The following is a 14,677-nucleotide window of genomic DNA, read 5'->3' as shown; positions in this document are numbered from 1 at the left end:
TAGATCAAGCATTGCTAAAGCTTTTTCTTGTTTGCGTTACAGTTACCGCAAATTCCAGCGTCTTGCCGCAACGACAAAGGATACAGCGTGAGAATATGATAGCGTCATCGCGTTATAAGTCAGCCACATGTTGTTATGATGAAAATTATTTGCTGCAGTATGCTTGCCTTACTGCTGTTATCCCCAAAAGGTAGTGCCGCTGAAGGATTTTGGCTGCCAAGCCAACTTACTGCTGATAGCCCCGTACTGCAACGCTACAAGGGGCAAACATTACCGTTAACTCATCTACAACAGGTTAGCGGTCGAATTGATAATTGCAGTGCTGCCTTTATATCCAAAGCCGGGTTGTTGATTACCAACGCGAACTGTGTTGCCTCTTATCTGCAGGAATTGTCTGTTGCAAGTGTAGCCCCAGAAATGCCGGTGCCCGGCTTGAAGTTTAGAATGCTGCAGCAAACTTTGGATGTCACCACGACCATTAACCGTCAACTCAGTGGCGAGTCTTCGGCGTATCAACGTAGTATTAAATTTGAGCAAATAAAACAACAGCTGCAAGCGGATTGTGAACAGCGTTCGCAGTTATCATGCGAGCTGAAGACTCTGCACCATGGCCTGGAATTCTATTTACTGCAGTATAAAACCTTACGTGACGTGCGCTTGGTATATCGACCACCACTGTCAACAGCTGATGCCGATCAGCGCTGGCCACGTTATGGTGCGGACTTTGTAATATTGCGTGCTTATGATAGTGCTAATAACGATGGGGTGGCATATGCAAAAGACAATACGCCTTATCGTTCTGCTTTTGCACGATTGTCGCAACAGGGCGTTACCGATGATGAGTTGGTAATATCACCGAGCTTTTCTGTACATAGCCGGCGCTATGCTACCGCGACAGAGATTCAGTTCAACTTTGAGCAGCTTTTCCCCCGTTCGATTGAATATTTGCAGCAAGCGACTCGGCTGTTAAAGCAACTGGCTCCAGCCGGTTCAGCTAGAGCTGAACAATACAACAATACGTTAACTGACTTGACAAGCGAAGCTGAAAAACTAAGCGATATGCTGTCGCATTATCAGCGTAGCGGCTTATTATCAGGCAAACAGCAGCGGCAACAGGCTGTGCTGGAATGGATTAATAGTAGTGCTGTTCGACAACAATTATACGCTCCTGTACTGGCTACTTTGGATAGGTTATTACTGCAACAACAACGCGTAGCGCTGCGCGATCTGGTGTTGGATTACCTGAAGTATGCGCAGTTACCTGCTTTAGCTAATCAATTATATCAACACGCCTTGCAGCCAAATCCAACGAAGGCTGCGTTATTAAAAAGCCGAATGCAGCAGTTTGACCTGCGGTTTGATGCCAGAGTTGATTTAGAGCTGGCGCTGCATTTTTTGGAACAATACGCTAAGTTGCCGCAGGAGCAAAGACTAGTGGCATTAGATCAGTATTTTGCGCTCAATGATGGGTTTAATCGTGAAATTGTGCGGCATAAACTGTCAGCTATGTATCGGGGGACGAGTTTGACCGATGCTAATCAGCGGTTGCAATGGTTGCAGCGTAATGCTGAACAGTTCCAGCAAAGTTCAGATCCGTTAATTAGCTTTTCCGTCGCCATGTATGACACGGTGACACAGCTTAATGCAGAGCGCCGACAGTTAAAAACAGCATTAGATAATGCCCGCGCTGAATTTATGGAAGTGCTGATGGCCTATAATGATGCGCAAGTCAAAGCCACTTATGCTGAGGCAAATGGTATGTTGCGTTTTAGCGTTGGCAGGGTAAGTGGCTATCAACCCGTTGACGCAGTGTGGTTTCAGCCATTTAGTACCTTGCAAGGTATGCTAAAGCTTAGCCGCAGTGTTAATAACACCCAACCTGTGTTGGCAGAACATGCCGCTGATAAATTAACTCCGGTAAATTTTCTTAGCAGTATCGACAGTGGTACGGATTATGGCGGCGCCCCCACGTTTAATACAAAAGGCGAAGTCGTTGGGCTGCTCTTTTGTGGTGTAGAAGAAAACTTGCTTGCAGATTGGCACTATGATGAAGCGCTTAGCCGTGCGGTGCATGTCGACAGCCGCTTTATTATTTGGCAATTAAAACAAACTGATGCTGGCCGTGCCGTACTGGCCGAACTGTTTTCTGATATATAACCCGTTAACCTATTCCGAACATAGCGTTATTCTGATTCTACGCTCTTAATTTAGGCTAATTTACAGTATCATGGTGGCGTTGCATCAAAACTATGATAGCCAAGATTTTGAACGTTGGAGAGCATGTGGATAAGCAGTTCCGGGTGAAACTTATTGTAAAGCGCGCGCCCACTTTGGCCGCGATAAGCTGGTTAAAGCAAAGCTGGGTCATTTTTATGCAGGCCCCTATGACATGGCTGCTGATGTTTATTACCATTGGCGCTATTGCATTAGTGGGACAGCTGCACCCTTTAGCAGCCGTCATAAGCATTTTGTTAAACCCGTTTCTTACGGCGGGTGTCTATAAAAGTGTGGTGATGCTACAACAAAAGCAGCCCATTACGTTCACTGATCTATTCAAGCCGCTAAGCGAGAGTGACTGTAGAGCCGTATTCTTACGCATCGCAGCGCTAAATGTATTAGCGTCTATACCGTTAAGCAGTTTAGCGATGACACTGATGCAACAGCACGAGGCACAGCAAAGTGTTGATGCATTAATGTTGATGCTTTTTGTGGTAAGTTTTTTAGTCAGTTGGATGGTTTTTGCTTATGCCGTTGCTATAGCTTACTTTTTAAAAGAATACCGCATATTGGCAATTATTAAGGCCAGCTTTATTGCTTGCTGGCGCAATATAGTGCCGTTGGTCGTCTTTGGCCTCTTGAGTCTGTTGCTGATAATGCTTACCATGCCAACGCTATTTATCGGTTTACTGCTGGTTGTACCGGTGCTGAATATCGCGTTCTTTTTATCGTTTAATGAATTTTTTGCTTTGCAAGTAAAAGCTACTGATGATGGCGTATTGGAAATATAACCTTGGCTGATATCGCAGAGCTTAAACGGATGGCGCTAAATTGGTTAAGCCGGCGTGATTATAGCGAGGCGCAATTGAGTCAACGTTTAGCGCGTCAGGGGGGAGAGCCTGCTGATATTGCTCAGGTTATTGGCTGGTGCAAAAACGAAGATTATCTTAACCAGCAGCGTTTTATCAGTATGTTGTTACGCAGCAGAATAAACAAAGGTTATGGCCTTAACTATATTGTGCAGGAATGCCGCCAGCAGAATATCAGCCGTGAGCAGGTACTAGAAGTTGTTGCTCAGCTGGATGTAGACTGGTTTCAACAGGCTTTGCTGCTTTATCAGAAAAAATATGGCCAAAGTGCAATAACAGAATACAAAGACAAGTTAAAACGTATGGCGTATTTACAGCGCCGTGGTTTTAGCAGCGAGCAGATTCAATTTGCTATTAATCATTTAGAGTAAAACCCAAGCGGACAGGATTTTTCCATGACAATGACATCGGCCAACATCAGGCGTGCCTTTTTAGATTTTTTTGCCAGTAAGCAGCATCAGATAGTATCTAGTAGCTCACTTATTCCTGGCAACGATGCCACGTTACTGTTTACTAACGCGGGTATGGTGCAGTTTAAAGATGTGTTCCTTGGCCAGGATTTACGAAACTACAGTCGGGCTGTTTCTGCACAACGTTGTGTGCGGGCTGGCGGTAAACATAACGACCTGGAAAACGTGGGTTATACCGCGCGTCACCATACTTTTTTTGAGATGTTGGGTAACTTTAGTTTTGGTGATTACTTTAAGCATGATGCTATTGCCTATGCCTGGGAGTTTTTAACCGCAGTGGTTAAGCTGCCCAAAGACAAGCTTTGGGTTACCGTTTATGAAACTGACGATGAAGCTTACGATATTTGGCTAAAAGACATAGGTGTACCGGCTGAGCGTATTATCCGTATTGGCGACAATAAAGGTGCGCCCTATGCGTCTGATAACTTTTGGGCCATGGGTGACACCGGGCCATGCGGTCCTTGTTCTGAGATTTTCTACGACCATGGTGAGCATATTTGGGGCGGCCCGCCAGGTTCACCAGAAGAAGATGGCGATCGCTATATTGAGATCTGGAACATCGTGTTTATGCAGTTTAACCGCCACAGTGATGGCCGGATGGAACCGCTACCTAAACCCAGCGTAGACACAGGCATGGGGCTGGAGCGTATTGCGGCAATTTTGCAGCATGTACACAGCAACTATGAAATAGATACTTTTGTAGCACTTATTAAAGCGGCGGCAGAGGCTACCGGTGCAACAGATTTAACGGATAAATCATTGCGCGTGGTTGCTGACCACATTCGTAGCTGTGCCTTTCTTATTGTCGATGGCGTGCAACCCTCCAACGAAGGTCGTGGCTATGTGCTGCGCCGCATTGTGCGTCGCGCAGTGCGCCACGGTAACAAGTTGGGTGCTAAAGGGGCTTTCTTCTATAAGTTGGTCGCTGCGTTAGTGGCACAGATGGGCGAGGTTTATCCTGAGCTGGCTGAAAAGCAGGCCGTAGTTGAAAAAATACTGCAATTAGAAGAAGAGCAGTTCGGCAAAACCTTAGAACGTGGTTTGGTTATTCTGGAAGACGCGTTAGCGGGATTAAGCGGTACTGAGCTACCCGGCGAGCTGGTGTTTAAGTTGTATGATACCTATGGTTTCCCGGTAGACTTAACCAATGACGTAGCACGAGAGCGTAATTTAACCATTGATCAGGCCGGTTTTGATGCGGCTATGGCAGAGCAACGTAAACGTGCACAGCAGGCGTCTAATTTTGGTGCCGACTACAATAACGCGCTAACATCGAATCAGCACACGGTATTTACCGGCTACGAACAAGAGTTTGGTAATGCACAAGTGCTGGAAATTCTACATGAAGGCCAGCAGGTTAATGCGCTAACAGATGGCCAACAGGCTCTGATTGTGCTGGACAGCACACCATTTTACGCTGAATCCGGTGGTCAGATGGGTGATAGCGGCAGCTTGACGCTTTCAAACGGCGCAGTGTTTGTAGTACAAGATACCATTAAGGTAGGTAAAGCCTTTGCTCACAAAGGGCATATCCAGGGAGCCATCGCAACTGGAGATAAGGTTGATGCACAGATTGATAGTGCGCGCCGGGCAGCGATTAAACAAAATCACTCTGCAACACATTTACTGCATGCTGCCTTACGTGAAGTGCTAGGCGAGCATGTTACGCAAAAAGGTTCTTTGGTTGGGCCAGAGCGTTTACGCTTTGACTTTAGCCACTTTGAAGCGGTTAAACCAGAAGAGCTGCGAACCATAGAACAGATGGTAAATGAACAGATCCAGCAAAATAATGCTTTGCAAACGCGTTTAATGCCCATTGACCAGGCTAAAGCGGCAGGTGCAATGGCGTTGTTCGGCGAAAAGTATGACGATGAAGTGCGGGTGCTGAGTATGGGCGAGTTTTCCATCGAGTTGTGTGGTGGAACGCACGTTAATCGTACCGGTGATATTGGTATGTTTAAGCTGGTGTCTGAAGGCGGTATTGCCTCTGGTGTGCGCCGTATAGAAGCCGTCAGTGGTGCTGGTGCCGTTGCCTATATTCAGCAAATGGAACAGCAAGCTCTTGCGGTTGCCAGTGCCTTAAAAGGTGATGTGTTTAGTATTGGTGAACGCGTGCATCAGGCGCTGGACCGCACTAAATCACTGGAAAAAGAGATTGATCAACTAAAAGCCAAATTGGCCAGCCAGGCGGGTGCGTCATTGTTAGATCAGGCTGAGCAAATTGCGGGCGCAACCGTGTTGGTAACACAATTACCGGCAACGGAGCCTAAGGCCTTGCGTACCATGCTGGATGAGCTGAAAAATAAACTGAACTCTGGTGTGGTTTTATTAGCCACAGTAAATGACGAAAAAATTAGTTTAATTGCAGGCGTAACAGCTGACCTGACAAGCAAAGTACATGCAGGCCAACTGGTGGGCTGGGCGGCTGAAAAGTTGGGTGGCAAAGGCGGCGGCCGGCCTGATATGGCGCAGGCGGGTGGTTCAGACGTCGGTGCACTTGCACAAGTTATTATTGATGCAAAAAATCTTATAAGTGAGAAATTGGGCTAAACTGCTTAAATCGCTGATAAAGAAGGGCAAGAAAGTCCTTCTTTACTGTTCCTGAGGCTGAGTTTTGGCATGGAGATATGTCAACGGTTGTGCCCAGATCAGAAGCAAAGGGTGTCTATTTGTCATTCCACTATGACATGTTGCAACATTATTGTTAGCAAACTAGCAGAAATGCTGGGTTTGAACGCTAATTAATTAAACGCTTTACTTTTAATCGGCTTAGAAGCTGAGTTATGATACGGCGCTTATAGTTTATGTCCCGGTGTGATCCGCGCTGGATAAAAGGAAAAAGGAGCAAACGAATGCTAATTCTTACTCGTCGTGTAGGTGAGACACTGATGATAGGTGATGAAGTTACGGTGACTGTGTTAGGTGTAAAGGGAAATCAGGTACGTATTGGTGTTAACGCACCAAAAGAAGTATCAGTGCATCGCGAAGAGATTTATATGCGTATCCAAGCTGAAAAAGGCGATTCAAGCTCAACTTATGGTGAGGACAACTAAATTACGTTTTGCTTTCGTGCCTTGCTGATGATTTATGCCGTTTTTGTACGTTTTATGACTCATTATCGGTGAATTGCTTAAAAGGTCGACAAACGCACTTTTGATTACCAAAAATTGTTTGACTTATTTTCCTGAGACATTAATATACACGCCGCAACACAGAGCGGAGAAATGGCCGAGTGGCTGAAGGCGCACCCCTGCTAAGGGTGTATAGGGGAAACTCTATCGAGGGTTCGAATCCCTCTTTCTCCGCCAGTTTTTCAGATGGACGCATAGCTCAGCTGGATAGAGTACTCGGCTACGAACCGAGCGGTCGGAGGTTCGAATCCTCCTGCGTCCACCATTTACGAAGAACCCGCTACGGCTAACGCCTTAGCGGGTTTTTTTCATTTTAGCCTGGGACAAACTGACGCAGGCGGGTGAGAAGCTCCGCAAGGTTCGACCAATTTGCCGGGAGCAAATTGGCACAGTGTAAGCTGGCCCGAAGGGCTAGCGGCAGGATAGCCGCTAGCAATCCTCCTGCGTCCACCCTATACGAAGAACCCGCTACGGCTAACGCCTTAGCGGGTTTTTTTCATTTTAGCCTGGGACAAACTGACGCAGGCGGGTTAGAAGCCCAAACTAACAGTAAAGCTTGCTGTGCGCCCTGCACCAATCAGATAAGCGCCTTCGCTACCACCGGTAATATAGCTTTTATCGGTCAGGTTGTTCATCACTAAGGCTAAATCAACAGACTTAAACGGGCTTGCAGCACCCAGATCTTTTTCATACCCTAAATAAGCATTAAAAATAGTGTGCGCTGAGATAGTGTCTTTATTCCAGGCTTCACCGCCATTGGCCGTAAAGCTATGTTTAGCTGCACCGTAGTAATCAGCCACGTATTTGCCACTGATGCCGGCGCGATAGCCAGCATCATTATAGTCTAACGACAATGTCAGCATTTTCTCCGGTATACCTGCAAGCTTGTCGCCTTTGCGATAATCCTTTACTAATAATTGCTCTCCGTCAGCGCCTTCTTTGCTGGCCGCGACATCTTCAGAATATTCGGCGTTATTCACTGTTATCGCACTGGTAATGCTTAAATTTGGGTTTAAGCGCCAGTTGATATTCGCTTCAAAGCCTGTTGCAGTTACGCCGCCAACGTTATCAAAATCGCCGTCGCCCTCAGCAAGATAGTTTGGTGTGCCGTCTGCAGTGGTTTGGTAACGTAGTTGGACAATACGGTTATTAAATTTCACCCGGTAAAGCGATGTCGACATGCTGACGACGTCACTAGAGTAGCGGATACCCAAGTCCAGATTTGTTGCTGTTTCGGGTTTTAAACTGCTTAGCTCTGCTGATTTTTTATTTTCCAGTGGGCCGTCTGATATCGCTTTGAAGTTTTTAACGTAACCACTAAATATCTCAATGTGATCGTTTAGCGAGTAAACCACGCCGGCACTGGGCAATAGTGAAGAATCGCTATCGACACTGTCTTTGCCTTTACCATTAAGATCATCGGTGCGGCTTACATCAACCAGATATTGTTGTACACCGAGTGTAAGTTGTAAATTTCCAAACGTTATGTTGTCTTGCAGGTAGTATTTAAAGACCTTATTGGTGTAATCATCATCAAACTGCACCCAGTAAGGTGTTTTATCAAAGTAATGATAAATCTTCGGATCGATAATGTTGTGCCAGTCGCGGGTTTGATTACGTTTTTGCTGCTCCAGCCAAATACCCATGCGTAGCTGATGCATCTCAAGGTCCCACTGCAAGTTAGCCGTGGTACCAAAACGTTGCTTTTCATAATGTGTATGTCGGTAAGAGGCTACACGGGTTGCATCAGTGGTGTCGGCATTGGGATCCAGAATAGGTAAGCCGTTTACGTCAATGTAGCGGTAGCGCTGCATGTTTGCACCGGTGCCTTTGGTAATCCGATTACCTGATGCATCTGTTGTATACACCTGATAGTTTGGCATCCAGTCGCCACGACCATTTTGCAAATGCAAATAGGGCGTGATCTCAAGCGCGATGCTGTCAGATAAATCAAACTCACCTTTAACATAAACTAAGGTATTTTCTCGTAAGGTTGACCAGGTTTCAGCAAAATTCTGGTCGATGTCAGGAGCGCCAGTCCAGGCGTTCGTCAGGCCATCCCAGCGCGGTGTTTTGGCAAAATGGGCCAGAGAGATTGGCTGATAATTATCTTCATGCGTGTCGTCATAGGATACCCGGGCTGTAATGCGGCCTGAATCCAATTCAGTGATACTTTTGGCTTCAAGGTGAATTCTGTCACTGTAACCATTGCTGCCACTGCCGATCCAGCGGCTGTTATAGCTGTCGGACACACTGAAATAAGCCGTGGTATTACCGAAAATCTCGCCGCTATCATAACGGGCAAAATAACGCCGTGCGTTGTGGCTACCATTTGAAACACCCACTCTGGCGCCGCGCTGCATCTCCGGGTTAGCGGAGACAAAGTTAAGTGTGCCACCCAGCGCATCCAGTGATGCAGAAGCAATGTCGGACGCACCTTGTCCTACTTCGACATAGCGGGTGTTTTCACTGTCCATATAACGGTTAGCTTTACTGCCACCGGCATAGCCTGAGCCACCATTGGGTACACCATCTACGGTGATCCCCAACTGCTGATCCGCTCTATCAATCACAAAGCCGCGCAAACTTATCGTTGTGGTGTAGTCATCACTGCCAAATGCATCGCCTTGACCTACATTCACACCCGGCAGATTGTTCACCAAATCCAGTACATTGGAAATAGGTGCCTGCTGGTATTTATGTTGTTGTCTGTACTGTTATTGGCATAGCTAACACGTTTTCCTTCCACAGAAAGTACTTCTACGTCAGTCTCGTTATTCGCTATGGTGTTGTCTTGTGCTTGCAGTGAAGCAGACAATAGACCAGCAATAGCCAGCGTGATGGTATTTAACCTAAGGTTAGGCACAATAATTCTCCCTAAAAGCGTTGATCTTGTTGTGGTCAGACGAGCTTGTCGACGGCGGCTTATTGTGCAGAGGGAGTGTGTAAAATATATGACGATAAAATGTGGTTACTGTGTAGCTAATGTGTTTTTTTTATGACAAGCCAGTGAGATTGAGTAATGCTAATGTCATACAGCGATATTAGGCTATCGCTACTTTGGGGTGGGGATGTAGGAGGGATGATGAAATTTTACTGGCTATTGATCATGCTTATGCTGTTAGTGGCGTGTCAGGGAACGTTGCCCACGGCACAGCCCGGTGTAAGGCCTACTTATTTGCTACAACAGCTGCCTGAGAGCGATTTGAAACAACGCTTGCAAGCTTGCCAGCACAATACGTTTTATCGCAGCGATTTTTCAATAGCGCATCGTGGCGCGCCATTGATGTTTCCGGAGCATAGCCTTGAGTCTTATCAGGCGGCAATAACGATGGGGGCTGGCATGGTTGAATGTGATGTCGCCTTTACGGCAGATCAGCAGTTAGTGTGTCGGCATGCCCAGTGCGATTTACATCAGACTACCGATATCCTTTTGCGTCCGACACTGGCAGAGAAATGCTCTCAACCTTTTGTTGCAGCCGATCCCACAACTGGCACCAGTGCCTCTGCGCGTTGCTGTACCAGTGATATTACCGTGGCGGAGTTCAGCAGTTTATGTGCGAAAATGGATGGCGTAAACACTGCCGCGCAACAGGTAGCAGACTATGTAAAGGGTACTCCAGTATGGCGTACTGAGTTATATACACAGTGCGCCAAGCCAATGACACATCAAGAGTCCGTGGCATTGTTTAAGCAACAAGGGGTGAAGATGGTGCCGGAGCTAAAACAAGCTGAGGTCCCTATGCCATTTAATAGCCGTTACAGCCAACAGCAGTATGCGCAGCAGCTGGTAGATGACTATAAAGCATCTGGCGTGCCGCCATCTCAGGTGTATCTGCAGTCTTTTAACTGGCAAGATATTGAATATTGGTTAACATTTGAGCCTGAGTTTGGCCGCCAGGCTATTTGGTTGGATGAGCGTTACGAACAGCCGGGCTTTGATGCTATGCAGCCTGATAGTTGGCAACCTTCTATGCAGCAACTAAAAGATGCCGGATTAAATATTATTGCGCCGCCTTTGTGGGTATTAGTGACTGAGCAAAAGGGTAAAATTGTGCCATCCCGCTATGCGCTAGCCGCTAAAGCCGCCGGCTTAAAGATTATTGCCTGGAGTTTAGAGCGGTCTGCCCCACTGAAAACAGGGGGCGATTGGTATTATCAGTCGCTGCCTTTAACTGCAACCGATGATAGTGCAGTATTACAGTTATTAGATGTATTGGCACAGGACGTTGGGGTAATAGGCGTGTTCTCCGATTGGCCTGCAACAACGACCTACTATGCAAACTGTTTGCTCAACCCTAAACATTAATTAATTGATGCATCCTGTTTCACGCCATCGCTAAGCGCTTGTGATTATGCTATAAATTGCTAATGCATATCAGCAGTTTTACTCAGGCAGAGATTAGTTTTGCTCTGCTACTACTGCATTTCTGTCTTAAGACGGGTAAGCCTGACACGTGACAACACTCCAGACTTTTGATCATCAATCAGTAGCGGTGTCTTGCGATACCGCTACTGAGCTTGCAATGTGTCCTCATTGTGATTTGGTACAGCATCTGCCAGCGCTTAAACCCGGAGAAGAAGCTGATTGTGCCAGATGCGGACACCATCTGGATGCCTGTCATCCTGAATCGGTAATGCGGCCAATGTTATTTGCGGCTTCAGCGTTATTTATGTTGCTGCTGGCTAATCTATTTCCTTTTGTCAGTATGTTCGCTGCGGGCAACAGTAATGAAATGCATTTCTTCGATACCTCGTCAGTGTTGTTTGCTGAGCATCATCAATCGTTGGCTATTCTGATCTGGTTATTAATTCAGGCGGTTCCTGCGGCGTGCATGTTTGCCATTATTTACCTCAAGCTTGGTATGTTGTATTCGTTACCAGCGCGAACCTGGGTAGCCAGAGTGCTCTATATGCTAAAGCCATGGAGCATGGTAGATATTTTTTTGATGGGATTAATTATTAGTTTTGTAAAATTAGTCGCCGATTCAGAGATATCGCTCGGTAACAGTTTCTGGGCGTTTTGTTTGTTTTGTCTGCTGCATTTAAGGGCATTTCAAGTTATAGACCGTCGAGAATTGTGGTCAAAAATCGCACCGTCTCCTGTGCCTCAGGTTGCCGCTAATGTTGGTAAAACAGGCCTGGCACAAAACCTAAAGCTGTGTAAGGTGTGTACCGCTATGGTGCCGGTAACACAAACTCACTGTAGTCGTTGTCATACTAAAGTCAGGCTGCGTCAACGTGCCAGTATGCAAAATACGTTGGCTTTGCTTATTGCGGCCACCTTACTGTATATCCCTGCAAATTTATTACCCATAATGCGTACTGTCTCCTTTGGCGAAACAACTGACTCAACCATTGTTAGTGGCTTGATATTAATGTGGCAGGATGGTGCTTATCCCGTAGCTATTATCATTTTAATTGCCAGCGTTGTAGTGCCCGTTGTAAAAATAGTGATTATGTTTTGGTTATGTTATTTAACCCGCCTGCCTTTTTCGCAGCGCCAGCGATATTCCACCCAGATTTACCGTTTAGTAGATTGGGTTGGGCGATGGTCTATGGTAGATGTGCTGGTTGTTGCCATTATGGCCGCGTTGGTTAGGTTTGATTTACTAATGAGTGTTTATCCCGGAGTTGGTGCATTAGTCTTTGCATCCGTGGTTATTTTAACCATGCTAGCCGCATTGAGTTTTGACCCCAGATTATTATGGGACCCGTTAACAGAGCAGAAGGGAGTCCGTTTTGACGCAACCAAAAATGGCTAAAATAAGTCGCATCAGACAATTGTCACCCATCTGGGTGGTACCCATAGCAGCAGTGCTGATTGGTTTATGGATGCTATACAACCATCAACAACAACAAGGGGCTTTGCTTACGCTTTTAACTGCTGATGCAGAGGGCATTATTGCTGGTAAAACCCAGATTAAAAGTCGCAGTGTTGATATCGGCCAGGTGGTATCGGTGGAGCTTAGCAGGGATTTAAAGCAGGTTATTGTTAAAGCCCGCATGAAACCTGCGATTACGGCGTTGCTTAATGCTGATTCTCAATTTTGGGTAGTGAAGCCACAAGTGGGTCGAGGCGGTATTACCGGGTTAAATACCTTGTTGTCCGGTGTGTATATTGAATTGCAACCTGGTGACTCAACACAACTGCAACTACAACATCAGTTATTAGACACACCGCCGGTAGCCCCCGCTGATGCACCTGGCATTAGAGTTGTATTAAGTACTAAAGAGTCTGGCGGTTTGGCAGCAGGTGACCCGGTACTGTACCGTGGCTATGAAGTGGGGACGGTCGAATACAGTGAATTTGATCTGTCATTGCGCCGCACTCAGTATCAACTCTATATACGCGAGCCTTTCGATGTGTTGGTGTCTGAAAACGTGCGCTTTTGGCTAAGTAGTGGTTTTTCGGTTGATCTTACCGCAGAAGGTTTGCAAGTAGATGTAGGTTCTGCGGCTACTTTACTCACAGGAGGTGTCAGTTTTGACCTGATGCAAGGCTGGCCAGCAGGTAGTGTGGTAGCCGATGGTACTGAGTTTCAGTTATTTCCTAACAAACAGAGTATTCAAGACGGTTTATACAGTGAGTTTGTTGAATATTTAGTGTTTTTTGACGAGTCAGTTAGAGGCTTAAAAGCCGGTGCGCCGGTAGAGTATCGTGGCGTTCGTGTTGGCACTGTTACTAGTGTGCCGTTCTTTTTTTCTATTGATAAGCCATTTGAGGTTTCTTTACAGCAGGGAATACCTGTCCTTATTCGGATTGAGGCTGGAAGGTTATATGAAAACCTCACCTTAGCACAATTGCGTCAAGAGCTGGAGAAAGCGGTAGGGCGGGGTATGCATGCGACGTTGAAAACCGGCAATTTGTTAACGGGCGCTTTGTATATTGATTTAGATATTAATCAGGAGCCTGAGCAGGATGTTGAACTGTTAGCGTTACAGGCGCAGCAATTCTCGCTAAGCCAAAGTGCCGGTTATCCTATGTTGCCGACCACCCGTTCAGGCCTTAGCAACATTGAGCAAAAAGTGCTGATGGCGCTGGACAAAATTAATAATTTACCGGTAGAGCAGCTTTTAGTGCAAAGCGAGCAAACCATGCAAAGTACCCAAATTCTTATGCAAAATGCCAGTAGTATGGTGGCGCAGTTAGACGCATTGGTGGCCAACCCTAAGATGCAACAATTACCGGCTCAGTTGCAGCAAAGCTTGCAGGATTTACAGCTTATGTTAGCGGGATTAAGCCCGGGATCAGCGGCGTATGACCGGTTAAATGGCAATCTGCAAACTCTGGATCAAGTGCTTAGAGAAGTGCAGCCATTATTGCAAACATTGAATCAACAAAGTAACGCCTTGGTGTTTGAAGCCGAAGCGGCCACAGATCCGCAACCAAAGAGGGCAAAACAATGAGACGAGTACTGCTGGGGTGTGCATTGCTGTTCGTCGGCTGTAGTAGCCAGCAAGCTATAACGTACTATCAGCTACCCGTTATGCCGGCGTTAGTTGCTAGTCAAAATACGGCCACGCAGCCGCTTTATATTGAGCCGGTGCAGGTAGCCAGTTATCTTAATGGTCGTGGTTTGGTATTGCAGGTATCTGACGTTGAGCTTGTTGTGGCGCGGCAACATTTGTGGGCAGAGGCACTGGACCAGCAATTGCAGCGCCAGTTACGTGACAGATTACAGTCTTTGTTACCCGAATTCGTCACCGTTTTACAGGCACAACCGACAACCATGCGGCTTGCTGTGCAAATAGATCAGTTTCATGGTCAGGCAGATGGTTATGCGATAATTAGCGGACGTTTTACGCTGAGTACTCACCTGGGTTCTGAGACGTTTTCTCTGCGTGTACCACTAGAAGATGATGGTTACCCAGCGTTAGTTGTTGCTTTAGGTCAGGGATTGCAGTTGCTTAGCCAACAAATTTCTCAGCAGTTAAATGCTGCAATCTAAATTCCGCATTTATAACCAGAAGAAACAAAGCGTCTTTT

At 46.4% G+C, this 14,677-nt stretch carries 11 protein-coding genes and 2 tRNA genes; 11 read left to right on the top strand and 2 right to left on the bottom strand.

All coding sequences use genetic code 11. The features are described from left to right. Positions 1-135: 135 nt before the first annotated feature. The 7 genes from H595_RS0112395 to H595_RS0112365 all read left to right on the top strand — a co-directional run bounded on the left by H595_RS0112395 (position 136) and on the right by H595_RS0112365 (position 6,952). Positions 136-2,157: a S46 family peptidase gene (locus H595_RS0112395; RefSeq protein WP_027671501.1), complete on the top strand. Its 2,022-nt coding sequence runs from the start codon at positions 136-138 to the stop codon at positions 2,155-2,157. Between the two features lie 125 nt (positions 2,158-2,282). Continuing rightward, entirely contained in the window at positions 2,283-3,008 is a 726-nt protein-coding gene (locus H595_RS0112390; protein WP_240474887.1) for a DUF2189 domain-containing protein, read from the top strand. A gap of 2 nt (positions 3,009-3,010) precedes the next feature. After that, a complete protein-coding gene (locus tag H595_RS0112385; RefSeq protein WP_027671499.1) occupies positions 3,011-3,457 on the top strand; it encodes a regulatory protein RecX in 447 nt (148 codons plus the stop codon). Positions 3,458-3,487: 30 nt separating this feature from the next. After that, on the top strand, positions 3,488-6,106 hold the full coding sequence (gene alaS, locus H595_RS0112380; RefSeq protein WP_169338552.1) for an alanine--tRNA ligase: 2,619 nt from the start codon (positions 3,488-3,490) through the stop codon (positions 6,104-6,106). A gap of 302 nt (positions 6,107-6,408) precedes the next feature. After that, entirely contained in the window at positions 6,409-6,609 is a 201-nt protein-coding gene (csrA, locus tag H595_RS0112375) for a carbon storage regulator CsrA (RefSeq protein ID WP_027671497.1), read from the top strand. 165 nt (positions 6,610-6,774) lie between these two features. After that, positions 6,775-6,864: transfer RNA gene (locus H595_RS0112370), tRNA-Ser, on the top strand. 11 nt (positions 6,865-6,875) lie between these two features. Beyond that, positions 6,876-6,952 (top strand) — tRNA-Arg (locus H595_RS0112365). Positions 6,953-7,217: 265 nt separating this feature from the next. On the opposite strand, the gene H595_RS22265 is transcribed toward H595_RS0112365, so the two are convergent. Beyond that, entirely contained in the window at positions 7,218-9,347 is a 2,130-nt protein-coding gene (locus H595_RS22265; protein WP_051219872.1) for a TonB-dependent receptor domain-containing protein, read from the bottom strand. After that, the gene (locus H595_RS24605; protein ID WP_051219871.1) at positions 9,344-9,553 is read right to left on the bottom strand and encodes a hypothetical protein; all 210 of its coding nucleotides are present in this window, start codon (positions 9,551-9,553) and stop codon (positions 9,344-9,346) included. The genes H595_RS22265 and H595_RS24605 overlap by 4 nt, the downstream gene beginning before the upstream one ends. A 219-nt stretch (positions 9,554-9,772) precedes the next feature. On the opposite strand from H595_RS24605, the gene H595_RS0112355 reads away from it, so the two are divergent. The 4 genes from H595_RS0112355 (at position 9,773) to H595_RS0112340 (ending at position 14,639) form a co-directional block, all read left to right on the top strand. Next, positions 9,773-10,996, top strand: a complete 1,224-nt coding sequence (locus H595_RS0112355; RefSeq protein ID WP_240474886.1) for a glycerophosphodiester phosphodiesterase family protein — start codon at positions 9,773-9,775, stop codon at positions 10,994-10,996. Between the two features lie 148 nt (positions 10,997-11,144). Continuing rightward, complete coding sequence (locus H595_RS0112350; RefSeq protein WP_240474885.1) at positions 11,145-12,452, top strand: PqiA/YebS family transporter subunit; 1,308 nt, start codon at positions 11,145-11,147, stop codon at positions 12,450-12,452. Then, positions 12,430-14,097 carry an intermembrane transport protein PqiB gene (pqiB, locus tag H595_RS0112345; RefSeq protein WP_027671494.1) on the top strand — a complete coding sequence of 556 codons (1,668 nt, stop codon included), beginning with the start codon at positions 12,430-12,432 and terminating at the stop codon, positions 14,095-14,097. Before H595_RS0112350 ends, pqiB begins: the two co-directional genes overlap by 23 nt. Continuing rightward, positions 14,094-14,639: a PqiC family protein gene (locus tag H595_RS0112340; RefSeq protein WP_027671493.1), complete on the top strand. Its 546-nt coding sequence runs from the start codon at positions 14,094-14,096 to the stop codon at positions 14,637-14,639. The genes pqiB and H595_RS0112340 overlap by 4 nt, the downstream gene beginning before the upstream one ends. Positions 14,640-14,677: the final 38 nt, after the last annotated feature.

This window comes from Rheinheimera baltica DSM 14885 (assembly GCF_000425345.1).
In the GTDB taxonomy this organism is placed as follows: domain Bacteria; phylum Pseudomonadota; class Gammaproteobacteria; order Enterobacterales; family Alteromonadaceae; genus Alishewanella; species Alishewanella baltica.
Note: the sequence above shows the minus strand (reverse complement) of the source record. Positions and strands in the feature narration are given on the sequence as shown.